The 24,816-nt window shown below is 45.2% G+C and carries 29 protein-coding genes; 28 read left to right on the forward strand and 1 reads right to left on the reverse strand.

From position 1 onward, the window contains the following. The first annotated feature begins 41 nt into the window (after window positions 1-41). From SWOL_RS02640 to SWOL_RS02690, 11 genes are all read left to right on the forward strand, one after another. Window positions 42-392 carry a galactose-1-phosphate uridylyltransferase gene (locus SWOL_RS02640; protein WP_011639959.1) on the forward strand — a complete coding sequence of 117 codons (351 nt, stop codon included), beginning with the start codon at window positions 42-44 and terminating at the stop codon, window positions 390-392. A gap of 125 nt (window positions 393-517) precedes the next feature. Then, the gene (locus tag SWOL_RS02645) at window positions 518-1,738 is read left to right on the forward strand and encodes a transposase (RefSeq protein ID WP_011639960.1); all 1,221 of its coding nucleotides are present in this window, start codon (window positions 518-520) and stop codon (window positions 1,736-1,738) included. A gap of 114 nt (window positions 1,739-1,852) precedes the next feature. Next, the gene (locus SWOL_RS02650) at window positions 1,853-2,581 is read left to right on the forward strand and encodes a galactose-1-phosphate uridylyltransferase (RefSeq protein ID WP_011639961.1); all 729 of its coding nucleotides are present in this window, start codon (window positions 1,853-1,855) and stop codon (window positions 2,579-2,581) included. 15 nt (window positions 2,582-2,596) lie between these two features. After that, window positions 2,597-3,121 carry a YqeG family HAD IIIA-type phosphatase gene (locus tag SWOL_RS02655; protein WP_011639962.1) on the forward strand — a complete coding sequence of 175 codons (525 nt, stop codon included), beginning with the start codon at window positions 2,597-2,599 and terminating at the stop codon, window positions 3,119-3,121. Between the two features lie 158 nt (window positions 3,122-3,279). Continuing rightward, window positions 3,280-4,152 carry a shikimate dehydrogenase gene (aroE, locus tag SWOL_RS02660; RefSeq protein WP_011639963.1) on the forward strand — a complete coding sequence of 291 codons (873 nt, stop codon included), beginning with the start codon at window positions 3,280-3,282 and terminating at the stop codon, window positions 4,150-4,152. Then, on the forward strand, window positions 4,139-4,579 hold the full coding sequence (locus SWOL_RS02665) for a GspH/FimT family pseudopilin (RefSeq protein ID WP_041427308.1): 441 nt from the start codon (window positions 4,139-4,141) through the stop codon (window positions 4,577-4,579). The genes aroE and SWOL_RS02665 overlap by 14 nt, the downstream gene beginning before the upstream one ends. A 10-nt stretch (window positions 4,580-4,589) precedes the next feature. Beyond that, window positions 4,590-5,096 (forward strand): DUF2179 domain-containing protein, encoded by a 507-nt coding sequence (locus SWOL_RS02670; RefSeq protein ID WP_011639965.1) that lies wholly within the window; start codon window positions 4,590-4,592, stop codon window positions 5,094-5,096. A gap of 10 nt (window positions 5,097-5,106) precedes the next feature. Next, window positions 5,107-6,297, forward strand: a complete 1,191-nt coding sequence (gene aroC, locus SWOL_RS02675) for a chorismate synthase (RefSeq protein WP_011639966.1) — start codon at window positions 5,107-5,109, stop codon at window positions 6,295-6,297. Continuing rightward, window positions 6,282-6,788, forward strand: coding sequence for a shikimate kinase (locus SWOL_RS02680; RefSeq protein WP_011639967.1), 507 nt, complete (start codon window positions 6,282-6,284; stop codon window positions 6,786-6,788). The genes aroC and SWOL_RS02680 overlap by 16 nt, the downstream gene beginning before the upstream one ends. Before the next feature lie 15 nt (window positions 6,789-6,803). After that, window positions 6,804-7,904 (forward strand): 3-dehydroquinate synthase, encoded by a 1,101-nt coding sequence (aroB, locus tag SWOL_RS02685; protein ID WP_011639968.1) that lies wholly within the window; start codon window positions 6,804-6,806, stop codon window positions 7,902-7,904. A 218-nt stretch (window positions 7,905-8,122) separates the two neighbouring features. Further along, complete coding sequence (locus tag SWOL_RS02690; RefSeq protein ID WP_041427311.1) at window positions 8,123-8,317, forward strand: ferritin family protein; 195 nt, start codon at window positions 8,123-8,125, stop codon at window positions 8,315-8,317. Here the strand turns inward: SWOL_RS02690 and SWOL_RS02695 are convergent. Further along, entirely contained in the window at window positions 8,314-9,633 is a 1,320-nt protein-coding gene (locus SWOL_RS02695) for a GumC domain-containing protein (protein ID WP_011639969.1), read from the reverse strand. The two genes, SWOL_RS02690 and SWOL_RS02695, sit on opposite strands and share 4 nt — an antisense overlap. 398 nt (window positions 9,634-10,031) lie before the next feature. On the opposite strand from SWOL_RS02695, the gene SWOL_RS02700 reads away from it, so the two are divergent. From SWOL_RS02700 to SWOL_RS02780, 17 genes are all read left to right on the forward strand, one after another. Then, the gene (locus tag SWOL_RS02700) at window positions 10,032-11,285 is read left to right on the forward strand and encodes a GspE/PulE family protein (RefSeq protein ID WP_011639970.1); all 1,254 of its coding nucleotides are present in this window, start codon (window positions 10,032-10,034) and stop codon (window positions 11,283-11,285) included. 1 nt (window position 11,286) lies between these two features. Continuing rightward, window positions 11,287-12,339 (forward strand): type IV pilus twitching motility protein PilT, encoded by a 1,053-nt coding sequence (locus SWOL_RS02705; RefSeq protein WP_011639971.1) that lies wholly within the window; start codon window positions 11,287-11,289, stop codon window positions 12,337-12,339. Between the two features lie 67 nt (window positions 12,340-12,406). Then, the gene (locus SWOL_RS02710; protein WP_011639972.1) at window positions 12,407-13,615 is read left to right on the forward strand and encodes a type II secretion system F family protein; all 1,209 of its coding nucleotides are present in this window, start codon (window positions 12,407-12,409) and stop codon (window positions 13,613-13,615) included. A gap of 81 nt (window positions 13,616-13,696) precedes the next feature. Beyond that, window positions 13,697-14,119, forward strand: a complete 423-nt coding sequence (locus SWOL_RS02715) for a competence type IV pilus major pilin ComGC (RefSeq protein ID WP_011639973.1) — start codon at window positions 13,697-13,699, stop codon at window positions 14,117-14,119. A gap of 92 nt (window positions 14,120-14,211) precedes the next feature. Further along, window positions 14,212-14,643 (forward strand): type IV pilus modification PilV family protein, encoded by a 432-nt coding sequence (locus SWOL_RS02720; RefSeq protein WP_011639974.1) that lies wholly within the window; start codon window positions 14,212-14,214, stop codon window positions 14,641-14,643. Then, the gene (locus tag SWOL_RS02725; protein ID WP_011639975.1) at window positions 14,640-15,110 is read left to right on the forward strand and encodes a prepilin-type N-terminal cleavage/methylation domain-containing protein; all 471 of its coding nucleotides are present in this window, start codon (window positions 14,640-14,642) and stop codon (window positions 15,108-15,110) included. The genes SWOL_RS02720 and SWOL_RS02725 overlap by 4 nt, the downstream gene beginning before the upstream one ends. 51 nt (window positions 15,111-15,161) lie before the next feature. Then, entirely contained in the window at window positions 15,162-15,674 is a 513-nt protein-coding gene (locus SWOL_RS02730) for a PilX N-terminal domain-containing pilus assembly protein (RefSeq protein ID WP_011639976.1), read from the forward strand. Window positions 15,675-15,744: 70 nt separating this feature from the next. Next, window positions 15,745-16,479, forward strand: a complete 735-nt coding sequence (locus SWOL_RS02735; RefSeq protein WP_207635319.1) for a prepilin peptidase — start codon at window positions 15,745-15,747, stop codon at window positions 16,477-16,479. Further along, window positions 16,464-17,525: a type IV pilus biogenesis protein PilM gene (pilM, locus tag SWOL_RS02740; RefSeq protein WP_011639978.1), complete on the forward strand. Its 1,062-nt coding sequence runs from the start codon at window positions 16,464-16,466 to the stop codon at window positions 17,523-17,525. The genes SWOL_RS02735 and pilM overlap by 16 nt, the downstream gene beginning before the upstream one ends. Next, on the forward strand, window positions 17,522-18,070 hold the full coding sequence (locus SWOL_RS02745; protein WP_041427318.1) for a PilN domain-containing protein: 549 nt from the start codon (window positions 17,522-17,524) through the stop codon (window positions 18,068-18,070). Before pilM ends, SWOL_RS02745 begins: the two co-directional genes overlap by 4 nt. Beyond that, complete coding sequence (locus SWOL_RS02750; protein ID WP_011639980.1) at window positions 18,067-18,861, forward strand: hypothetical protein; 795 nt, start codon at window positions 18,067-18,069, stop codon at window positions 18,859-18,861. Before SWOL_RS02745 ends, SWOL_RS02750 begins: the two co-directional genes overlap by 4 nt. Before the next feature lie 123 nt (window positions 18,862-18,984). After that, a complete protein-coding gene (locus tag SWOL_RS02755; RefSeq protein WP_011639981.1) occupies window positions 18,985-20,412 on the forward strand; it encodes a TldD/PmbA family protein in 1,428 nt (475 codons plus the stop codon). Window positions 20,413-20,421: 9 nt separating this feature from the next. Beyond that, window positions 20,422-21,762, forward strand: a complete 1,341-nt coding sequence (locus SWOL_RS02760) for a TldD/PmbA family protein (protein WP_011639982.1) — start codon at window positions 20,422-20,424, stop codon at window positions 21,760-21,762. 12 nt (window positions 21,763-21,774) lie between these two features. Beyond that, entirely contained in the window at window positions 21,775-22,233 is a 459-nt protein-coding gene (gene aroQ, locus SWOL_RS02765) for a type II 3-dehydroquinate dehydratase (RefSeq protein ID WP_011639983.1), read from the forward strand. A gap of 9 nt (window positions 22,234-22,242) precedes the next feature. Next, window positions 22,243-23,316, forward strand: a complete 1,074-nt coding sequence (locus tag SWOL_RS02770) for a M24 family metallopeptidase (protein ID WP_011639984.1) — start codon at window positions 22,243-22,245, stop codon at window positions 23,314-23,316. 182 nt (window positions 23,317-23,498) lie between these two features. After that, window positions 23,499-24,056 (forward strand): elongation factor P, encoded by a 558-nt coding sequence (efp, locus tag SWOL_RS02775; protein ID WP_011639985.1) that lies wholly within the window; start codon window positions 23,499-23,501, stop codon window positions 24,054-24,056. A 230-nt stretch (window positions 24,057-24,286) separates the two neighbouring features. Further along, on the forward strand, window positions 24,287-24,721 hold the full coding sequence (locus SWOL_RS02780; protein ID WP_011639986.1) for a CD1247 N-terminal domain-containing protein: 435 nt from the start codon (window positions 24,287-24,289) through the stop codon (window positions 24,719-24,721). Window positions 24,722-24,816: the final 95 nt, after the last annotated feature.

Genomic DNA, 24,816 nt, shown 5'->3' on the forward strand with positions numbered 1-24,816 from the left:
CTCGTTATAATAATAAGCGGCTGCTTTAAGGGGGGACAGGTATGCCGGAATTGAGAAAGGATTTGCTGCATGACAAATGGGTATTAATCGCTACCGAACAGGCCCTTGAACCAAGGTTTTTTCCGATTAACCGAAATGGTACTTATGTTCGCAAGGATAAAGTCTGTCCTTTTTGTGCCGGTAATGAATCGCTTACTCCACCGGAAATTGCTGCAGTGAGAAAGGATAACTCGGTTCCGGATTCTCCGGGTTGGATTGTTCGCACAGTACCCAGCAAGTATTCTGCCTTTAAGCTGGAGGGAGAATTACAGGAAGAACGATCAGGGATATACTTTAGCTGCAATGGCCTGGGAAAGCAGGAAGTGGTGATAGGAAACTCAGATCATAATTGAGACTTTTGCACATTAGTTAAGACCCAAAATAATGGGGTTTGAGTCGTACAGAAAAAGGACTTCACCCCCATTTTGCCGAATTAATAAGTGACAAAACAAATAACCCGTAGGAGGCGAAGTCACTTATGAATATTCGACAGAACTGTATTTTCTCCTTTGAAGACGCATTAAAAATACAACCGAAATCAAGGCTTGAGAAAATAATTAACACCCTTGATCTAAAACCAGTTCTTTGCAAATTAGATAAACCTGGCGAGATAAGAGTTGGACCAAAACCATACCCAGCCTATGCGATGTTAAATGCCCTGATAGCTATGAGACTAGAGAACATGGGTACCTTTACTCAACTGGTTGAACGACTTACTTATGATCCTCATCTACGGTATGTTTGCGGTTTTGAACCATTTGGTACCGCGCCTAGCAAATCATGTTTTAGCCGGTTTTATTCAAAACTTGCTCAGAGCGGTTGTTTAGAAACATTGTTTACTTCCCTGGTTAAACAAGCAGAGGAAATGGGCCTTCTTGATCTTAGTTCAGTAGCAATTGACGCTACCAAGGTAGAAGCTTATGAAAAGTCCGTTCCCCGCAAGAATATCATCCAGGATGGTAATGCCGCTGATTGGGGTATTAAGAGTGATACCAACGGCAACCCTATCAAGTGGTTTGGCTACAAGCTCCATATTGGCACCGATGTAAGGTCCGGGCTTCCCATAGCAATGAAGGTAACGCCGGCCAATTGTTCTGATTCCAGTGTAGCTTTGGAGTTGGTTGAGAAATGTTGTGCCAATACTCAGTCCAAAATAGTTTACTTCCTGATGGATGCTGGCTATGACCACCGTGAAATATATTCTGTAATCAGAGATAAATACCACGCCCAAGCTATCATTGCCCTGAATAAGCGGGGTGCTAAACAACCTCCAGAAGGTTTTGATTGGGATGGAACTCCCATCTGTTCTGCTAGGTATCGGATGGTGTACTGGGGTTCCTATCAGGGAGTAAACAAGTTTAGATGTCCTCATATTATGGGTAAATGCGACTGTCCTTTTGGCTCCGCCTGGTGTTCTGATAGCAACTATGGAATGGTGGTAAAAACTAAAGTTAAAGACGATCCCAGGTTATTTTCAAGTCCCCACCGGGGCTCTGCTAACTGGCAGAAGCAATATAATTTGAGAACCTACTCAGAACGCTGTTTCAGCCGTTTTAAGGAAAACTTGGGTTTAGAAGACGGGCTAAACGTTAGAAAAATAACTAAGGTTGAAACCCACGCTTATCTCTGCGCTATAACTATGATTGCAGCTGTAATAGCAATAAACCAAGACAGCAGTACTAGATCATCAGCAGCATAATATTTTATCAGTTTTTTAAGAACTATCCCTTTAAAGGGAGGAGTATGCCCAATTACTGAAATTATTTATTAACGAATGTAACTAGATTGACTAACTGTAATTTACTGTAAAGCGGTGGCGCTGTGTTACTCAAATATTTGCTTTTGCTATACGGATTTTTTTGAGTTATGCAAAAGTCTCAATTATGAATTTCACCAGTTTTCACAGGAAAGAATAGAATTGATTTATCGTATGTTCAAGGAGCGCTACCAGGCCCTGGCAGTTGATCCTCGTATCAAATATATTCAGATTTATAAAAACCAGGGGTTATTTGCCGGTGCCTCTCAGGAGCATAGTCATAGCCAGATAGTGGCACTTCCCATGGTTCCGTTGCATGTGACCATTCCAGCCAGCTACTACCAGCAGAACCAAAAGTGCCTTTTATGTTCCATTATGGAGCAGGAACAAGAAAACGGGGAGCGAATAATATACGAAAGTGAACACTTTCTCCTCTTATCGCCTTATGCTTCACGCTTTTCCTATGAGACCTGGATAATACCTAAAGAGCATAAAGAGCATTTCGGTGATATAAGCGAAAAAGAGATATCTGATTTGGCCAGGACCTTGAAAACCTTTCTAACTATTATGCTTGATTCTTTAAGCAATCCCTCCTATAATATCGTGATAAACACCGGACCGGTAAACGGGGTTAGCTCGGAAGGGGCTCACTGGTTCATGGAGGTAAATCCACGCTTTATCGTGACCAATGGCTTTGAGATGGCTACGGGTTATTACACCAATCCGGTGGCGCCGGAATTATCCGCTGCTCTCTTGCGGCAGCGAATGCTGGAAAATCATCAATAGTAGTGAGGTTTGTAAATGTTTGAATTCCTTTATCCTCAAATCTATGTTAAATCTCTTTTGGATATACCGCTGGATAAACTTAGAGAAATAAAGATTAACACTTTTATTTTGGATCTTGATAATACAATTACCGAGTGGAACAGAAGGGAAGTAAGGCAAGAAATAGCGGAATGGTTTGAGAACATCAAGGGCCAGGGCTTCAAGGCCTGTATCCTATCCAACAACGGCGAACAGAGAGTTCTGGCTGTAGCCAGGAGCCTGGGGATTCCATATCTTCACCGGGCTCAGAAACCCCGGCGCAGGGCTTTCTTCCAGGCTCTCTCCCTAATGGAAAGCCAGGCTGCCGAAACCGCAGTAATAGGCGATCAGATATTTACCGATGTCTTGGGAGGAAACCGGGCGGGCCTGTTTACGATTCTGGTGGTACCCTTGGATAAGAGAGAGTTTCCGGGCACCAAAATATCCCGTTGCCTGGAATACTTTGTTTTGCGCCGTTTGCGCCAAGAATTAGTCGTCGGTCGCCGGACGTCGGACGAATAGGTCGTCAGACATCAGGCGTCAGGCGTTTGGGGGGAAGATCGTCAGATGTCGGGGGTAAGTCGGGAGTTTTTATTTTTTATTAGGAATAGCTAGTTAGGGAGCCTCCAACCCCTCACTCCTTACTCCGTATTCCTCACATTAAGAAAGGAGAAAGAAATGTGCCTTTAGATATCAAAACTGAACTTATGGGCTTGATAGGTTATCCCTTGCAGCATAGTCTTTCTCCCCTGATGCACAATCTTACCCTTAAAAAGATGGGCTTAAACTGTATTTATCTAGCACTGGAAATCGAGGAAGGAAAGCTGCCTGAAATTCCTTCCGCTATCCGCACTCTGAATTTTCGAGGATTGAATGTTACCATCCCCTACAAGGAAAAGATTATCCCCTTTTTGGATGAATTATCACCCGAAGCGGCGGCCTTCGGGGCAGTAAATGTGATAAAGAATAAAAACGGGCACCTGCATGGTTATAATACTGATGGCCGGGGATTCGTAGAAGCATTACGGGAAGAAGGAATCGACCCCGGAGAAAGGGCGTTGTTTATTGGAGCCGGAGGGGCAGCCCGCTCGGTGGCCTTTGCTCTGGCTGGTCTTGGTGTAAGCCGCCTGGATTTTTTGGATTTGGATTTCTCCCGGGCCAGGCAACTGGCAGAGTTCATAACCAGCCGCAGCTCAAGTTTAGCTTCAGCTTTCCTAATGAACACGCTTGAATTTCAACGTTTAAGTCGGACGGCCAGCATTATCATTAACTGCTCTCCGGTGGGGATGTTTCCTGATACTGGTAAATCGCCGGTAAGTAAAGAGGATCTGCGGGGAAGCAGGGCCGTCTTGTGCGACCTTATTTATAACCCGCTGCAAAGCCGTTTTTTATCTTTGGGGCAAGAACTGGGGCTTGAAACCATGAACGGACTGGGGATGTTCGTTCAGCAAGGAGCTCTGACCCTGGAAATACTGCTGGGGCAAAAGCCTCCCCTGGACTACATGAAGGAAGTGGTGCAAAATCAGCTCGAAAAAAGGGTTGACCCTGATTGAACTCCTGCTTGTCATCGCTATTCTTGGCTTGGTCCTGGCCCTGGCCGCTCCGGAATTTTCGACTATTATACAAAAGCAGCGGCTGCAAAGTGATGCCCAAAGAATGTCCCGGGTGCTGCGCATGGCGCGGCAGGAAGCCATAAGCTGCGGGCAATCGCAAGTGATATACTTTTATACCAGTGATACCAAATATAAAGTTAAAAATGGCTCCACCTATCAATTAAGCCCGGGTATTACATATTTGGGCCTGACCACTTTTGCCAAGCATGATAACAAAGCAGCCTGTATTTTCTTGCCTTCAGGAGTACCTTCTCACGCAGGAACGGTAACCCTGGAAAACCAAAAAGGGGAAAGACGCTATATTATAGTAAGCGTGGCTGCGGGGAGGATTAGGGTTTCCGATAAACCTCCATTAAACTGGGAATGAGGGGAGTAATATGCTATTTGAACTAATTTTTATTTTCCTGGCCCGGGTGCTGGATGTTTCTCTGGGAACGGTGAGGATGATTCTGGTTATCCGCGGGGATAGAATACCGGCGGCCATAATCGGTTTTTTTGAGATCCTTATTTATACCGTAGCCCTGGGCTTGGTAATCGGTTCACTGAATGAACCCTTAAAACTACTGGTCTTTTGTTCTGGTTTTGCCTTGGGTATCCTCCTGGGATCTATCCTGGAAGAAAAGATTGCCCTGGGTTACCGGGGGGTGCAGGTAACCATTGACAGCGAGCATGGTCATATTGTGGAGGAATTACGGGAAGAAGGTTTTCCGGTAACTTGTTGGGAAGCCAGTGGTAAGGCCGGCTCCAAACTGGTTCTAAATATTTTTCTCAAACGCAATATGGCTGTGGCTGTGGCGGATAAGATATATGAAAAAGACCCGGATGCCTTTGTAGTTTTTATGGAACCCAAACACTTTCAAGGCGGATATATTAAAAAGAAATAGGGGGACACGGATGGTGTTACGCTTTATTACATCTGGCGAATCACATGGGAAGGGTCTTATTGGTATTGTTGAGCAAATGCCTGCCGGCGTTGAAATAGGGGAAGAGGATATTAACCGGGAACTGCAAAGGAGACAAAAGGGCTACGGACGAGGGGGCAGGATGAAGATTGAATCAGACCGCGTGGAGATTTTCTCCGGAATCAGGAATGGCTATAGCCTGGGCACGCCTATTTCCTATCTTATAAGAAACCAGGATTTCGAAAACTGGCAGGAGATAATGGCGACAGGAGAATGCAAGCGGCATGAAGAAAAAATCGTAAATCGCCCTCGGCCCGGGCATGCTGATTTGGCCGGGGCCATGAAGTATAATCAGTCAGATATGCGCAACATTTTAGAAAGGGCCAGTGCCCGCGAGACTGCTGCCCGGGTAGCGGCCGGAGCCATGTTTAAAAAGCTCTTGGAGTCGTTTAATATAAGGGTTTATAGTCAGGTAAAATCCATAGGACCGGTGCAGGTGAAAACCTGGCAGGTGAATGAGCAGAATTGGCAAGATTTGCGGGAGAAAGTGGATGAATCCCCCTTACACTCGGTGGATACAGAAAAAGAGCCTCTGATGAGGGAGGCCATTGACCAGGCCAGGTCAAAGGGGGAATCGCTTGGCGGCAGTTTTGAAGTTGGAGTTATCGGAGTGCCGCCGGGATTGGGTAGTTATATAAGCTGGGAGAGCAGGTTGGACAGTCAGATTTGCGCTTTACTGATGAGTATTCCAGCTATAAAGGCGGCGGAAATCGGAGAAGGTATTGCCAACTCTGCTGAACCGGGTTCCCGGGTACACGATGAGATATTTTATAGTGAGGAAGGGGGACTCCACCGGAAGAGCAACCGGGCCGGAGGAATCGAAGGAGGAATAAGTAATGGAGAGACGGTTTGGGCTCGTGCTTATATGAAGCCTATCCCCACTCTTTATAAGCCTTTGACCAGTGTTAATACAAAATTGTGGCAGGAGGAGAAGGCCGATATTGAGCGTTCTGATATCTGTGCGGTTCCAGCTGCGGCAATAGTAGGGGAAAGCATGCTGGCTTTTGCTATAGCCCGGGCCTTTTTGGAGAAGTTTTCTGGTGACAGCCTGGATGAAATCAGGAAGTCCTATACAACCTACCAGGCTTATTTGAAAAGGGTGTGGAAATGGGAAAAAATATAGTATTAATCGGTTTTATGGGTACAGGAAAGAGTTCTGTTGGTCAAAGGCTAGCGGAAAAGCTGAAAATGGCTTTTATTGATATGGATCGGGAGATTGAGAAGATTACCGGTTTGTCCATCAATCAAATCTTTCGCAAGCATGGGGAAATCAGATTTCGTTCGGAGGAAAAGCTGCTGGCACAAAAACTTGGCCATGAAAGCAACCTGGTTATTGCTACCGGAGGAGGGGTAGTATTAAGACAGGAGAATATTGAGGCCTTGAGAGAAAATGGTATTTTGATTTGTCTTGAGGCTAGTCCCGAAGAAATTCTCAAACGAGTAAAGCGAAAAAAAGCTAGCCGCCCTCTAATAAAAAAGGAGTATGGGGAAGAGGAAATTAAAGCCATGCTGGAAGAAAGGGAGGCTTTTTATGCCTGTACTGATTTCCGCATCAATACAAATAATAAGGAACCCCGGGAGATTGTTGAAGAAATAACCCGGCGCTTAAGGTAGCATAACAGGGAAAGGATGTACAGCTTGCGTGAATTAGAGGTCAGTTTGGGAGAAAGAAGCTATCCGATATACATTGAAGGCGGTTTATTGAAAAGCTCTGGTATTTTACTTCGTCAGGTAAGCAGGACCGACAAAATTCTATTGGTAAGCAATCCGACTGTTTTTGCGCTTTATGGCCGGAAAGTGCAAGAAGCTATGGAGAAGCAGGGCTTTAGCGTAAGTGTGGCTCTAATGCCGGATGGAGAACAGTATAAGAACCAGGAAGAAGCCTTCAAGGTTTTGGACCAGGCAGTGGAAGCTCAATTAGAACGTAGCAGCCTAGTACTGGCTTTGGGTGGGGGCGTTGTTGGTGACCTGGCCGGTCTGGTGGCTGCTCTCTACCAGAGGGGGATAGACTATGTTCAAATTCCTACCACCCTCCTGTCCCAGGTGGATAGCAGCGTAGGCGGGAAGGTGGCTATAAATCACCCGCAGGGAAAAAACCTGATTGGTGCCTTTCATCAACCACGCATGGTTATCATCGACTATTTGACTCTGGCTACCCTGGACAAGCGGGAGTATAAGAGCGGCTTGGCCGAAGTGGTGAAATACGGAATAATCCATGATATCAATTTCTTCGATTACCTGGAATCACATGCCGAAGCTATTAAGGCGCAGGAAGCTGGCTCTCTGGAAAAAATAATCTACGAATCCTGCCGGATAAAGAGCGAAGTGGTAGCCAAAGACGAAAGAGAAACCGGGCTGCGGGCCATATTGAATCTAGGACACACCTTTGGCCACTCCTTGGAAAAACTGGGTAACTACTCCCGGCTGCGGCATGGCGAGGCGGTGGCTATGGGTACGATAGCTGCGTCTTTTTTGGCCCGGGAAAAGAACTATCTGACTGTGGATGAATTGGAGCGAATCATAAAGCTCTACCGTTGCCTGGGTATTCCTATCCGTTGGCCGGATTTCGAGCCGCCGGCTATTTATGAAGGCATGTTGAACGACAAGAAGGTAATCAACCATAAGCTGCGCCTGGTCTTACCCCGGGGCATAGGAAACTTTGTACTCAGCGAGGATATAAGCCGCGAAGAGCTGCTGGCAGCTATCCGGCAAGCTCAGAATAGCTTATAAGGTGTCAAGGGGACGGCCCTTTTGACACCGTATTGAAGTGATATTACTAATATTTATAACTTTTGCAGTGGCCTCAAGTTTAGCTATAATTAAATAAGAAAAGTTAGAGGTGTCCTTCATACAGCACTCAGCTAACAATGAGTGATAGTAGACTTGAATTCCAGCTAATCCGTATTTAGTACTTTTTGCAGCGACCTTAAAATATGGGGGGACAAAATATGAATGCCAACCTCTTAAAAGCCATGGAACTGGCGGTTAATGCCGAAGCTCAGGCCCGTGACCGCTACAAAGAATTGGCCAAACAGGCGGAAGACCAGGAAACCAGGCTATTGTTTGAACAGATAGCCCGCGAGGAAGATATGCATCTGAAAAAGCTCTCCGAACGCCTTAAGGCCTTAAAAATGATGGGTTAATGGGGAAGCGGAGAGGATAGTAAAGAACTGGCAGCTATTACGATTAACAATATCAAAAACAAGGGAATGGCGGCGGCTATTAATTTATTCTTTACATGATGATCTCCTTGCATGTACTCAGCCATCAGATGAGTACAATATACGGTATTGCCGGAAAAGGCTATAACCACCAGAAACTGAATCCAGCCCGGTATAACTGCATAAGCCCCATGGGCTAGATGGGACCATAGCGAATGGCTGTAATATGCTAAAACTATAAATTCAATCAAACCGGCAGCATATTGAAAAACCAGGCTTTGTTTTTGAATGGTAACATTCAATTGCATTAGGTTCCTTATTTCTTTCTGGGTAGCAATGTTGGAGCGGGCATTCATAATATCGATTTTGCTCCGGGCTACTTCGATGGCCGCTCGGTGGTTTTCCCGGGATATTATGACACTGTTTTGCGCTTCCTCTATCTCCCTCAGACGAATTAAATAGGGATTAATCATATCACTAATAAAACCTTCACTTAAATCCGCACCACGCAAAGAGCTTATTTGTTGCTTGAAGGATTGCAACAGGGAAGAAAGGCGCTTGGCAGCAGACAACAGGGTGTTATAGTCTCCCGCTATTTTCCCATAAGCCCGGGATAGCCCTTCAACTTGCTCCTCCAACTCCATTGCTTCCTCCATACTCCCTTTCTCCATAACCAATTGGGTATGAAGAATAGCGGACAACTCTTGATCCAATTGCTCCCTTTCCCTGAGCACCGTATTTTTCTGCTCTCTCAAGAAAGATGAAATCATACGCAAGCGCAAGAGACTGGCTTCCAATAAAGGAAGTTCACTTCCTAGAAAATTGCGGTTCTGCCTGGTGTATTTATCCAAATGACAAGCGTAAAAGGCCTTACCCTGGGGCCATAAACGGCAAAGTCGGGCCATCTGGCCTTCTTCGATTCCAATATTAAGGGCCTCTTTTTGCCGGGATAATTTTTGTGTGAATAGCAGGAATTCATCCCATGCCATTTTCGTAGAAAGAAAAACGCTAGTCTCGGCAATGATATCCGCAGTGTTAATGCCAGATTCTTCCTCCCAAGCTTCTATTGAGGCAAGGCAATTCGCCCAATCACTTTTTTCCACCAAACAACATAATACCAGAATGCATAAATTATCCTGTTTCAATTGGTAGGAGAAGCTTTTTTCTTCTTCCAGGAGCTTGAAAGAATAGTTAGGGTAATAATTGACCTTATTTTTCTGTAGTATTTCTTTTAATGGAGTAAAATTATCAGCATCGTCTTCCAAAAAATAGTAATAGCGCCAGAGTTCATCTGCCATTTGATCAACTCCTTAGTATGGTCGATAATTTCAATCACTTCTTTCTAAATTATATTATCTAATGAATTAAAACTAAAGGAAGAAATGGTCGCAATAATAGATATTGTTAACATAATTGTCAAAATACTATTAATAAAATCTAAAATATAGTAGCATTAATATAACGAGGTGAAATATGTCCCCTGCTTCTTTAACGGTCAGGCTAATCTTCCGCCTCGTTGTAGCGCTGTGATGAAACTGCTTCGCAGTTTCTTCCGATGCTTAAATATGGCAAATATAAAGGTAATAAAAACGAATGAAATAAGACAGGCCTGGTAACAGAGTTGAAAAACTCTCTTTATTCAAAAACAGGGGAGGTTTTGCCAGGTCTATAAGCTACTTTTGGAGGTTGCCTGGTCATGTCAAAGAATTTGCTAGGAAACTACCCGCAAGATGATAATTTTGTTAATATCCGTAAAAACCCCCGATTTTTAAAGCTTGACCAGGATGCTCCCATTGTCCTTTTGGTGAATTCTATCTTGACCCAAGCAGTGGAAGAGGGTTGCAGTGACATTCATATTGAGCCGGAACAGCAGGATATCAGATTGCGTTTTCGCCTGGATGGCGAGCTTTATGAAGCCGCCCGGCTCCCGCTTAGCTTACTGTCTCCGATAGTTTCCCGAATAAAAATAATGGCCGGTATGGACATTTCAGAAAAGAGGCTGCCACAGGATGGACGTTTTCGAGCCACTATCGAAGAGCGAGAAGTTGATTTTCGCACCTCCACTTTGCCCACCGCCTGGGGAGAAAAGCTGGCTTTGCGTATACTAGATCGGGCTAATGCTTTAACAGAAATCAGACAATTAGGTTTTAGTTCCAACAACCAGGCAAACCTGTTGGCACTATCCCATTGCTCTCAAGGTATGGTTCTGGTTACGGGCCCATCTGGTTCCGGAAAAACCACCACTCTTTATTCCATCTTAACCCAGATTAATTCCATAGAGAAAAACATTATCACCCTGGAGGATCCGGTAGAATATACTCTTCCTGGAGTCAATCAAGTGCAAATAAATCCTAAAGCCGGACTGACATTTGCCAGCGGCTTACGTGCCATATTGAGGCAAGACCCTGACGTTATCATGGTGGGTGAAATCCGAGATAGGGAAACAGCACGGCTGGCGGTACAGGCTGCTTTAACCGGGCATCTGGTTTTTTCCACCTTACACACCAATAGTGCCGCTGGGAGCATTACGCGGTTAAGGGATATGGGGATTGAAGACTTCTTGCTGGCTTCCTCACTGGCTGGGGTGGTATCACAACGATTGGTGAGGAAATTGTGTTGCTATTGCCGTCAGGAATATACGATTGAGGAGCAGTTGGCTAAAAAGTTGGGTTTACCGCTCGATATAGGACGGGTGTTTTTTCGTTCAAAGGGATGTAGGGCCTGTCGTAACACGGGCTACCGGGGGCGAATTGCTCTGCAGGAAATAATGCTTTTAGGGTCGGAAATTCGTGACTTGCTCAACCGGGGGGAAAGTTCAGAGGACCGCTTGCAGAAAACGGCAATTAAGAATGGCATGATTAGTATTATGCTAGATGCTATTACTAAAGCTAGAGAGGGCCGGAGTTCTTTGGAAGAAGTAATGAAAACAATATTCATGGGAGGATTATGAATTGGCTTTTATAAAGCTAGAGGAAATATTAAAAAAAGCTGTGGAAATGGGAGCATCAGATGTTCACCTGGGCTATTCCCAACCTCCATTGTATCGAGTAAATGGTCATTTAGTCTCACTGCCTGAAGATTTGCTTTTGGGTAAGGAGGAAGTCCAGAGCTTGGCCCGAGAAATTATTCCTCATAAGGGGATTATGGAAGCTTTTCAAAAACAGGGCGAGGTAGATTTTGCTTATTCAATTCCTGGAATAGCCCGGTTCCGGGTCAACCTTTTTAAACAGCGCAGCTCCTGGGCCCTGGCCATAAGAATTATACCGCTTAAGATCCCGGAATGGGATGAGTTAGGCTTGCCACCGATAGTAAGGGAACTGGCAATGCAGGAAAAAGGACTTGTCCTTATAAGCGGGAGCAGTGGGAGCGGGAAGTCCACTACTCTAGCAGCTATGATTGACCTCTTGAACCAATCCCGTAAATTCCACATTTTAACTTTAGAGGACCCTATAGAGTACTTGCATAGTAACCATAATTGCATTGTTAATCAGAGGGAAATTGGAGCTGATAGTAAGTCTTTTCCGCAGGCGCTCCGCGCAGCCTTGCGACAGGACCCGGATGTAATTATGTTGGGAGAGATGAGGGATCTGGAAACCATATCTACGACTATTACTGCGGCTGAGACTGGTCACCTGGTTCTGGCCTCACTGCACTCAGGAACAGCAATACAGACTTTAGAACGGATAATCGATATCTTTCCCCCTCATCAACAGACCCAGTTGCGCCTACAATTAGCCAATTGCCTGCAAGGCGTTATTAATCAACAACTACTGTGTCGTGCTGATGGCAAGGGACGGATACTGGCAGTTGAAGTAATGATAGCTACTCCTGCGGTGCGTAACCTTATCCGCGAAAATAAGATACATCAGATTTATTCCTCTATGCAAACAGGTAGTTCTTTTGGGATGGTAACCATGGAAAAGGCGATGCAGGAGCTATGGCACCAAAGGCTAATAAGCGACGAAGAGGCGAGCAAGCAAGGTCTAGTTTGGGGAAGAAGTTAAACTTATTGATTTAAAACACCAGGAGGATCATTTCCTTGATCTGTTATAAAGCGGGAGTGAAGAGGCTTTGGAATTTACATATAAGGTTCGAGATTCACGGGGTAAAGTGCTAAGAGGACTGCAGGAAGCAAAAGACCGCGATTCCCTGATACGTAATCTTCTCCGGCAAGGTTATTACATCATATCTTTACAAGAAGTAAATAGAACCAGTCCGGTAATTAATAGAGAGTTATTTTCCCTTAAAGTGAGCAAGAAAGAAGTTCTTATGATTACCCGGCAATTCCTGGCCATGCTTACAGCTGGTTTTTCCATCATAAAAGCTTTTAAAGTAATGGGACAAAAAAACCGCAACCGGACCTTAAAGAAGGCTTTGCTCAAAATTCATGATGATATTGAGCAGGGACAGGCACTCTGGGTGGCCCTTTCCCAGCATCCCAAAGTTTTCTCCAGCATTTATATAAACATGATTAAAGCTGGGGAAATGGGAGGTACTCTCGAGACGGTACTTAAAAACCTTAGTCATCATCTGGAAAGGGAGCAGGATATAAACGCTAAAATAAAGGCAGCTTCAATATATCCGCTAATCATAACATTAATGGCGTTGCTGGTCATATTTTTCATTATTTCCTTTATTATGCCCGCATTTGTTAATGTTTTTGCATCAGCCGGGGCAGAAATTCCCCTGCCAACACAACTGCTTTTGAATTTGGGGTTGTTTCTAAATAAGTATTGGATAGCCTTATTACTGGCCATTATAGCAATAGCTCTGATACATAGAATATGGATACAAACGAACCCGGGAAAGCAGTTTACGGATAAGTTTCTTTTGCGTCTGCCCCTCTGGGGAACTTTTTTATCCCGAATAATAGCGGCTCATTTTGCCCGAATTATGGCCATTCTCTTACAGGCAGGAATCCCTATTCTACAAGCACTGGAAGTGGCCGGAGGAGTGGTGGGAAATGAAGTGGTTATCCAGGCTATACGACAGGCCGGGCGGGAGATAAGCGAAGGCAAATCCATCAGCGTACCTCTAGAGGCTACGGCTATTTTTGATACCATGTTTGCCCAGATGATAGCAATAGGCGAAGAAAGCGGGAGCCTGGATAGCATGTTTGCCCAAATAGCAGATTACTATGAACAAGAAGTAATATATACGATTAATATACTGCTGGCTGCAGTAGAGCCTGTTATGATCATATTTGTCGCTATACTGGTAACGGGAATCATAATTGCCACTATTCTTCCTGTTTTTGACCTAATGAAGATTATGGCCTGAGTGTTGTAGCTTGCGGGAATAAAAAGAGGGGGATGGAGCTTGGCCATAAAGCCATTTAATTGAGAGGAAAGAGGGGATAGTATGCTCAAATTTTTGGATTTGGGCCAGCGAAAAGTTGGAGAAAAAGGTTTCACCCTGGTGGAATTAATCCTGGTCATGGCTATCGTAGGTATTTTAGCTGGACTGGCAGTGCCCCGTTTCACAGGTGTTTTAGAAACGGCCAAGGAAAAAGCTGATGAGGCTAATAAGAAGATAATAAGAGAAGCCGCCGAACTTTGGTATATGCAGACTGGACAAACTGGGAAAATACCGGAAAATGGAAACGCGGTTCCGCTTTCCAATGATACTTTTTTTAGAGCAGAAGGCCAGACGGGAGAAAAGCTGGTGCCGGATTTTCTCAAAGAGATTCCCGAGAACCCAATGGATACAGGTGAATATAGATTAAAGATTGATGAGGGTGGTAAGGCAATAGTAACTCATGCTAAGGATACGGCAAAAGATTAAAAACAACTGTTGCAATGCTTATTACTTTTGCCAGGAAAATTAAAAATAGTAGCGCTTAGCTCTAATTATAGCTAAGAAATGGAGTCTGGTTTATGTCGAGAAAGATACAACGAAGTTGGCCAGGTCAGGAAGCTATGACTCTCTTGGAGGTGCTGTTGGCCCTGGTCATCTTTACCATAATAAGCAATATGGCCCTGGCTATATTTTCAACTACAACGATATGGATAAAGCATTCCCGTTATGAAAGCACAGCCACATATTATGCTGCTTCTTTGCTGGAAGAATTGCGGGAAAAGCCGGAAAAGATAAAGAGTGTTTCAATGGCAGAGCCGGAGATATTGGGCTTGGGGGAAGGATATACGCCCGCTATTCCGCCGGGGATTAGCGCCCGGATCGATATGGAAAAGGTTGACGCTTTGGATAGACTTTATCGCATTCGGGTAACCCTTTCTTGGTATGAAGGAGAGCAAAAGCAAAAGCTCTGCCTGCTGACAATGATGAGAAAAGGAGAGAGCGGGTTGTGAATAGATACAGCTCACAAGGCTTTACCCTGCTGGAAGTGCTGCTGGCCCTGAGCCTGGTTTCTCTGGTAGGCTCTGGTCTATTTTTGCTTAACTGGCTGATGTTTACTGGCAGTGAAAGACAATCTGCCGCCTGTGAAGCTCATCATTATGCGCGAACGGCAATGCAGTGGATTACCCGGGATATTCTTTCTTCCTGTCCGCCGCAAGGAGGTAGCAGTTTAAATAGTGAGCAACTAATACTACATTTACCTGTAGAGGGAAAGCCAGCAGAAGAAATCCATTATTTTCTCCACAGCAATAACCTGCGGCGAAACAACCTGGCTCTGGTACAAAATATTAACTATTTAAACTTTCAATCCAGTTCGGATTCCGATTTAATCACAATCACCGTGGAATCTTCTGTAAATAATGAAATTTACCGTCTTAGTACTGCAGTTCGCTCCCGTATCAGCACTACCCCAGAGTAATAGGGAACTGGAGATGTAACGGGGAAGTCTTTGCAGGAGGGATTGTGAATAGTGAATGCTTTTAAGAACGAGGATGGAGCTCTCATGCTCATGGCCTTAATGGTAATGCTGCTTTGCACTATTTGGGGAATCGCTGCAATAGAGCTGGCCAGTATAGAAAAGAAACTGAGTTTTTATCTATTTCAATCACAACAGGCCCAACAAGCTGCTGATGGCGGGGTTGAATGGGCCATAGAAGAAATATGGCATAGAGGCTTGCCGGCTGAATTTGAGGAAGAAGTAACTATCTCAGATGGTATAAAAGCCCAGATTAAAGTTACAGAAAAAGCTGAGGAGTTTGCCTGTAGCCCGGTTGACTTAGAGAGCAATAACGGTAAACCCCAGGAAGACGAGCTCCAGGAAAGTGGGAAGAAAAAGTGCCGCTATTGCTTAACCTCAACCGCTGTTTATAACCAGGCGAAAAAGAAGCTAAAAGTGAAACTGCTATATACCTATACCGCTAGCAGTCCACAACCCTATGAGAGCGCAGTAATAGAATACTACTGCCTGGAAACAGATAGTTAAAAACCTCCGACTTCCGAAACTCCAGGTATCGAGAGAAAATGGGTGTTATTTTATGTATTATTATGTGTTGATGGCCATATTTTTTCTACTTCTGGCTTCTTTCCTAAATGTAGTCATTTATCGACTTCCCCGGGGAGAATCTCTTCTCTACCCCTCCAGTCGATGTCCTGCCTGCGGTCATAGACTATACCTTCTTGACCTCCTGCCGTTGCTTAGCTTCATCCTTTTGCGTGGAAAATGTCGCTATTGCCGAGAAAGTATCCCGGCTCAATATTTACTGGTGGAAATAATTACCCCTATTCTCTGGATGCTGGTTTTTCTAAAATGGGGATTCTCTATGCAAACATTTAGCGGGGTGGTATTAACCGCCATCCTGGTAGCCGCTGCTTTTACCGACATAAATAAGGGTATTATCCCTGATACTTTAAGCCTCACCGGGCTTTTATTGGGTTTAGGCCTGGGTTTTGTCACCATAGGTATTAAGCAATCACTTTTGGGAGCTGTGGGTTTTGGCCTAATATTTCTTTTTATAGCTCTAATCTCCCGTGGGGGTATGGGTGGAGGGGATATAAAACTGGCTGCGCTTATAGGTGCATTTACTGGATTTTCGGGAGCCCTAATGGTTATTCTTATCTCATCCTGGCTCGGGGGATTATGGGCTGTAGTGTTATTAATACAGGGCCAGGCAGGGCTTAAGACAGCTATCAAGTTTGCTCCCTTTCTCGCTATAGCCGCTTGGCTGGTATGGATGTATCAAATAGAATTAATAAGTTTTTATAGGGACATGCTTTGGAGACTTTGCTAAATGCCAAAAAGTTCAGCAAGCAATTTAGTAGTAATGAAGGGGGAGGTATAGTCATGCTTTTCCGGGCTACTGGAATTGGTTTGGACATAGGTAGCAAGAAAATCAAGCTGGCCAGGGTAAAGAAAGTCAAAAAAGGCTTGGAACTAATGGATTTTGCCTCAATGCCAACACCAAATGGAGTAATAGAGTACGGTAAGATTATAGCTCCTGTAGAACTAGGGAAAGCAATTTCCTCACTGGTCAAGGAGATGGGCTGGAAAGGTCAAAAGGTTATATCGGCCTTATCCAATCAAGAAATATTTTTTGATAACTTTATTTTGCCGCGAATGAATAGGAGGGAAAGCAGGAAGGCAGCCTTGTACCAGTCCTCTTCATTCCTCCCTTTTCCCCTGGATGAAGCAGCCTTTGATATTTTTTTCTTAAGGGAAATAGAGAACGGCCAAGGCCGTAAAAGGGAAGTGTTTTTCGCAGCCGCACAAAGCTTGCAGGTGGAGCATTTAAAGAAGGTCTGCACTCTGGCCGGGTTACGCCTGACCGTAGTGGAAATTCCCGCTCTGGCTCTTAATCGGCTTTGGAATAACAACAACGGAAAAGATTTAACTGTTTTTTTAAATATCGGGTATTCATATGCTTGTTTTTCTGTTTTCCAGCAAGAAAAACTTCTCTTCCAGAGGAGCTTTGTTTCTTTCTTGGAGGGGATGATAGATATTCTGGGTGATAATATATTATTGGAAGAAGTGGATATTACAGAGAACCTTCAGCTTCAAGAGCTTATGGAGGAATTTTTAGCCAGGGTAAAGCAAATGCTTAGTCTATTTCAGCCACAAGAAAGAGAAATGATAATTGCCCGAATTCTTTTGTGTGGTGGAGGAGCAAAGCTTAAGGGTTTGGCAGGGTATTTAAGTATGGTATTAAATGCTATAGTACCAACGCTCAATCTACCTGCTACTTTGGCTTTACCCCCCAAGTTCGAGCAGTATAAGCAGGAGTTAAGCTGCGATTTTTCCGTAGCAATAGGACTGGCTAGCCGGGGGGTGCTGGGATGAGGCATCGTTCTTGGATATCTATCAATCTACTCAATCAAGAAGGGGTTAAGGCGCAGAAAGCAACATATTTCCTGGGACTTATGCTGCTTTTACTCCTGAGCGGGGGGATGTATTACTATTACCAGTCAGCTCATGAGGAAATGCTGCTACAGCAAAAGCTAAATATAAATCTGGAAGCAAGAGCCAAAGAGCTATTACCCATAGCTCGTGCGGGAAGAATGGAAGAAAAGAACGAGGAAAATGCCTGGCGTAAACGAAAGTTCCTGGAGGAGACCCGCCTGCAGCAGATATCCTATGTTGCTGTTTTTAAGGAAATAGAGAGAAGTCTTTCCCCGGGTATATTGCTACTGGGAATAGAGATGGAAAAGGGGAGAATTGCAATTCAAGGCTATGCTGCTGACAACCAGGAACTCTCCTTCTTAATGGCCGGAATTAGAGAAAAAAGCTCTTTTGGAAATCCGGTACTGCTTTCTTCCAGCCTGGATGAAAATAAAGAAGAAATAGAGTTCAGGGTAGAAATAAACTGGGGGGAAGAAGCAGATTGAAATTGTCAAAACGCGAAATAGTCTTAAGCTGTTTTCTAGGATTTATGGTTATAATATATTTTTATTACCGCTTTTGTTTGATACCTTTAGAAGAGGAAACTGAGCGATTGAGGGATGAGAACCAGGCCTTGCAGATGAAAATCCAACAAGACGAAAAACTTATCCAGAGTCATATAGAGTACGATAGTGCTTATTTACTACCCAAAGAAAGCGATAACATGGAAATCGCCATACCCTCCTCTCCATGTGTTCCCGAAATATTAAGCTTTTTTCATATTAGCGCAAAAGAAAATGGAATTAGCATAAGCGCACTAAGATATTCACTGCTCGGAAGCGTTGCTGGGCAGAAAGAAAAGACCGGACCAAGCTCGAATGAGGAAGGAAAGTTTCAAGAATTGGAGTTAAGTATTAGTGCCAAAGGAACTTATCTGAGCCTGCTCAATTTTATATCTGCCATAGAAGAATCTCCACGTGTTTTTGTTATTAAGCACTGCAAAATGTCCCGCAATCGGGTGCAAGCAGCAAAGGAAGCCATAGCCCAGACGGAAAGCCAGGAGGAAAAAAACAAAAGCCAATACCAATATGTAAGTGAAGAGGAAGAAATACCTCCAACTCCCTCAGTGCAAAGCCTTCAAAGTTCTACGGCTTATGAAGCTGAAGATATAGTCTTAAACCTTTCTATTTCCTCTTTCTTTGACCAGAGTGCGCTGCCTTCGCTGGCTGGGAAGAAAGAGGGCAATGCCTATTCCCAGCTCCAGGGGGTTCGCAATCCTTTTTTCCGGGCCGATTAAATAATTAAATCTATGGAATGATTACCCATAGTTTTTTGGAGTAGAATAAGAATTAGGATATAATGGGACAGTAGGAAAGATATTAGAATATGGGGAAATAAAGAAGGAAGCAGGAGGAAATCCGTGTTAGAAAGATCTGTACTGCAGAGGGCTTTGGATGAAGCCATGAAAAAGGGCGGCGATTTTGCCGAGCTTTATTATGAAGAAAAACAAATGAGTCAAGTAATCTATGAAGATGAGCGGGTGGATAAAATCACCAGCGGCCGGGAAAAAGGAGCCGGTATCCGGGTGATTAAAGAGGGCAACACCGCTTATGTATATACCAATGATTTATCGGAAGAAGGGCTTTTGAAAGCTGCAGCAACCGCCGGCAAGGCCTTGGGAAAGGCCGAGCCAGCCCAGGAAAAAGCCCTATCCCTGTCCAGCCAAGAGCCTGCTATTGGCCGGATATCCCGGGATTTGCTATGGGACTTAACTTATGCTGACAAGATTAACCAGCTTTTAGCGGCCAATCAGGTAGTACGGGATCTGGGGGAGGAAATACGCCAGGTTACCATGGCTCTAAGCGATATTCATAAGGAGATACAGATAGCCAACAGCGATGGTGAACTGTTGGAAGACGCTTATTCCCGGGTACGGCTGGGCGTTAACGCGGTAGCCAGCCGGAACGGGCTTATACAAAGCGCCTATGAATCGGCCGGGGCCGTTTCCGGTTGGGAAATACTAGATAAAATAGACTTTACCACTATGGCGGAAAAAGCCGGTAGATTGGCCTTGAAGATGCTCTCCGCTGCTCCTGCTCCGGCGGGTAGTATGCCGGTGGTACTGGCAGGCGAGGCCGGCGGCACCATGGTGCACGAAGCCTGCGGTCACGGGCTGGAAGCTGATTTGGTGCAAAAGGGGCTTTCCGTCTACCAGGGAAAATACGGAGAGATGGTGGCGGCCCCTGGGGTGACGGTTATTGATGATGCTACCCTGGAGGGGCATTATGGGAGTTTTCGCATGGACGATGAAGGCCAGGCGGCAGAGCGCAGTGTTTTAATCCAGGATGGCGAATTGCAGGGATTTATGTATGACCGCTTAACAGCCAACCGGGAAAAGAAGGATTCCAGCGGTAACGGGCGGCGGGAATCCTACCAGCATAAGCCTATACCGCGGATGAGCAATACTTTTATTGCCCCGGGGCGGGAGGAAGCGGAAAAGATAATAAAAGCCACTCCCCGGGGCTTGTTGGTTAAAAAAATGGGTGGTGGGCAGGTTAATACCATTAATGGCGATTTTGTCTTTGATGTGCAGGAGGCCTACCTTATTGAAGGTGGGGAAATAAAAGAAGCGGTACGGGGAGCAACCCTTACCGGTAATGGGCCCCGGGTGCTCAGGGATATAGATATGCTGGGAAATGACTTGGGCTTTACTATCGGGGTTTGCGGCAAGGATGGCCAGGGGGTGCCGGTATCTGATGGCCAGCCTACTATGCGTATAAAAGAACTCACAGTTGGCGGTACGGCCAGCCCTGGCGGTCCTCAAATGAAGAAGATAAAAAGGAAGTAGGTGGGAGCAATGGAAGATCTTTTGCGGGAGGCGGGAGAAAGAGCCTTGCAGGCAGCGCATAAGAAAGGGATACAAGCGGAGGTCTTTCTTTCCCAGCAGCGCAGCATGAACCTGGAATTGCGCGATGGGCAGGTGGAAACCCTAAAAAAGGCGGAAGAAATGGGACTGGGCCTGCGCCTGCTGAATGCCGGACGCCTGGCTTTTGTTTACAGCGCGGATTTGTCTATGGAGGCGATTGAGCAAGCCGTAAATGATGCGGTGGACATCTCCCGCTATACTCCGGCGGATGGATGGAACTCATTTCCAGCTGGTCCCTATCTTTACTCTACTATGGAACTATATGATGAAAATATTCCCGTAAGCCCCTTGGAGGAAAAAATAGAAATGGCGCAAGCCGCAGAAGAAGCTGCCCGCCGCAGTGATAAAAGGGTTAAGTTTATTGAAAAATCCGGCTATGAGGAGGGGGAATACAATTCCCTTTTGATGAACAGCCATGGTCTCTATGCCTGGGGGAAAGCCAATTACACTCTTTTATATCTTTCTCTGGTAGCCCGGGAGGACGATGAATCCCAGAGCGGTTTTTCTATGATGATAAAAAGAAAGATAAAGGACCTGGAAGCGGAAGCGGTGGGGGAGGAAGCAGCCATGAGAGCGGTAAGGGGCTTGAAATCCCGCCGTATTGATTCGGCCTCCCTGCCCTGCATAATCGAACCCTATGTTATGGCCCGTTTCCTGGGTCTTATTGCCCATTTGGTAAGTGCGGAAGCGGTGCAAAAAGGCAAGTCGCTTCTGGCCGGAAAAATAGGGGAAAAGATTGCTTCCGGGGTTTTATCCATCAGTGATGATGCTACCCTGGGCGAGGGTCTGGGGAGTTTTCCCTTTGATGGCGAAGGAGTTCCCAGTCGTAAAACCCCGGTAATCAGAGATGGGGTTTTAATGACTTATCTCTATGACCACTACAACGCGTGCAAGGCCGGAGTGGAATCAACCGGCCACGGCCGGCGGGCTTCGTTTCGCCACTTGCCGGCAGTGGGTAGTAGTAATTTTATCCTGGAAGCGGGTGAGGAGAGCCCGGAGCAGATGATTGCCACGGTGGATAAGGGTCTTTATATAACTGAAATAATGGGCCTGCATACCGCCAATCCGGTTTCCGGGGATTTTTCGTTGGGTGCGGCCGGCTTGCTGATTGAAAAAGGCGCCTTAAGCTACCCGGTGAGGGGGATTACCATTGGAGGTAACCTGCTGGATTTTTTGCAAAATATCGATGCGGTGGGGAATGACCAGCGCTCCTTCGGTGCCCGCTTTGCTCCCAGTGTGCGCTTGCGTTCTTTAAGTGTGGCCGGAAATTAGGGAGGTAAAAATTTGAATTTAAAAATTTGCTTCATTAATGGCCCTAACTTGAATATGCTAGGCATTCGCGAACCGGAAATATATGGAGAGAGCAGCCTGGCCGAGATAGAAAAAGAAATGCAAATTCTGGCGCAGCAGCAGGGAGCGGAGATTGATTTCTTCCAGTCCAATCATGAAGGGAAAATAGTTGATTACATACAGGAAGCCAGAGATCGTTTTGATTGCATATTGATAAATGCTGGGGCCCTTTCCCATTACAGTATTGCCATATACGATGCCTTGAAAGCGGTAGAAATTCCGGTGATAGAAATACATCTATCCAATATTTATGCCCGGGAGAGTTTCCGGCAGCAATCCTTGATTTCCCCGCTGGCGGTGGGAGGGGTTTTCGGCTTCGGGGCCTTGAGTTATAAAATGGCTTTTTTAGCCGCTTGTGAGCTTCTGGCCGCCGGACAAAAAGGAAAGGGATAAAGGAAGGAAATGGATAGTATTTTTAGCAAACGGCTGCTCAGATTATATAAGCTGCTACAAGAGAAGGAAATAGAGGCCTTCCTGGTGAGCAAGGGAGAGAATATTCGCTACTTGTCGGGGTTTACCGGGGGAAGTGATGCCCGCTTGCTGATTTCCCCCGGGGAAAAATATATATTGACTGATTCTCGTTACCAGGAACAGGTAGAGCAGGAATGCCCGGACTGGCAACTGTTGGTGGAAAGGCCTCCCGGGCTAAAGCAATTGGTGGAATTGAGCCAGGCTTATAAAAGAATCGGGGTAGAAGCCCATGCTATCAGCTACAGTTTTTTTATGGAACTGCAACAGTCCCTGACAAGCGATTTACAGCCCGTATCCCAGTTGATTGAGGGACTGCGTCAGGTAAAAGACGAGGCGGAGCTAAAGCTTATCCGCGAGAGCGCCCGGATAGCTGATGCGGTATTCAGTGATATTTGCTTAAAGCTTAAACCGGGGATAAGTGAACGCGATATAGCCAGCGAAATCGTCTATCTTTTACGACAAAAGGGTTGTGATAAGGAGTCATTTGATGTTATTGTAGTATCGGCAGAAAATGCAGCTCTACCCCATGGTCAGCCTGGAAATCGTCGGCTGGTTCCCGGGGACATGGTAACCCTGGATTTTGGCGGTTTTTATGAGGGTTATACCGCTGATATGAGCAGAACCATAGCTATTTCTAAAGCTTCAGCCCGCTTGCAGGAGCTTTATCAAGCCTTATTGCTGGCCCAGGAAAAGGGAATTGCTATGGTGAGAGCAGGACAATCCTGCCGGGAGATCGACTGGGCCGTACGGGAAAGCCTTAAAGCCTATGGATTGGATCAGTATTTTATCCATGGTACGGGCCATGGTCTTGGCCTGGAAATCCATGAACAGCCCCGGCTCTCTCCTCTGAGTGAAGCCGTACTGGAAGAAAATATGGTGGTTACCATCGAGCCCGGAATTTACATAGCGGGTTGGGGAGGACTACGCATAGAGGACAGCGTAATAGTAAAAGACCAGTATGGCGAGGTTATAACCCGTTCCGAAAAAAACTTGCTGGTGTTATAAGTCGTCAGTCGTCATATATCATGGGGACAGTTCTAATGATATATTATAATATAATAAGGATTGACTCCACTGCAAAAAGTTATTAACATTCATTGGCTTGTATAAATATATCGCGCAACAACCTTAAAAGCGACCCCGGTAGAAATAGCATTCTGATATTCTAAGATATATGGAGGGATAGGATGATTTCAGTTAATGATTTTAAGACCGGAGTTACCATCGAACTGGAGGGGCAGGCTTTTCAAGTGGTAGAATTCATGCATGTCAAACCAGGCAAGGGTTCTGCCTTCGTAAGGGCCAAGCTGAAAAATGTCAAGACCGGCGGGACGGTGGAAAAGACCTTCCGCGGCGGGGAAAAGGTGCCCCGGGCCCACCTGGACAAGCGAGAAATGCAATATCTGTACAATGATGGCGAAGGCTATGTCTGCATGGATACGGAGAATTATGAACAGATTTCCATCAGCAAGGAGAGTATTGGAGAAGGAGCCAAATGGCTGATGGAAAATATGATTCTCGGGGTTCTCTTTTTTCAGGGTAATATTATCGGGGTGGATTTGCCCAATTTCGTTGAAATGCTGGTAGTTGATACCGAACCGGGAGTAAAAGGTGATACAGCCACCGGGGCGGTTAAAAATGCCACCCTGGAAAGCGGGGCGGTAGTACAAGTACCTCTATTTGTAAATACCGGCGACCGCCTGCGCATTGATATACGCACTGGTGAATATATGGAGAGGGTGTAAAACCCTCTCCCTTAATTTATTCCGGTGGAGTGATATAGTGACGGGGTTTCAGCCGCCTTTAGTATAATCCAAATAGGATGAAAACTTTATAATTAGTTGGTTGTTAAATTAGCTATTTTATAGCATTTTTACCAAAGCAATATAGCGGTGTAATTCCTCCTTTTCGAGTAAATACTAAGCTAAAACATTTAATGTTGAAGCCAGGTATATTTAGAAAGGAGGATTTGTTTTTGCAAGATATTTCGGAAAAAGTCAGCTACCTGCAGGGCTTAAGTGAAGGACTGAACATAAGGGAAGGAAGTCCGCAAGGGAAAATAATAAGCGGTGTGTTGAGTGTACTGGACGAAATCGCCGAATCCTTTTTAGTTATGCAGGATCGCTTTGATGAACTGCAAGAATATGTAGAGAGCATGGATACAGATTTACAGGAACTGGAGGAAAAATGGAGTGAGGAACTGGATTTTGCAGAAGAAATCCGTTGCTCCCATTGCGGTGAACTTATCTGTTTTGACCCTGAAGTTCTGGATGATGAGGATGTGGTGGAAATAATCTGTCCCTATTGCGATGAAGTAGTTTTTGTCAATGATGGTTCTTTTGATTACCAACCCTCATTTATTGGGGACGAAAAAGGAGAAAATGAAGAGCATTCCGGCGCACCGATCTAAGGTCCATTTACAACGAGGTGAAGTCTGTAAAAACTAGGATTTAAGCTGCAGGAGAGAGTAGTCGACAGATGGACACTCTCTCCTTTTGCTTAAAG

It is taken from the genome of Syntrophomonas wolfei subsp. wolfei str. Goettingen G311, assembly GCF_000014725.1.
GTDB classification, from domain to species: Bacteria; Bacillota; Syntrophomonadia; order Syntrophomonadales; family Syntrophomonadaceae; genus Syntrophomonas; species Syntrophomonas wolfei.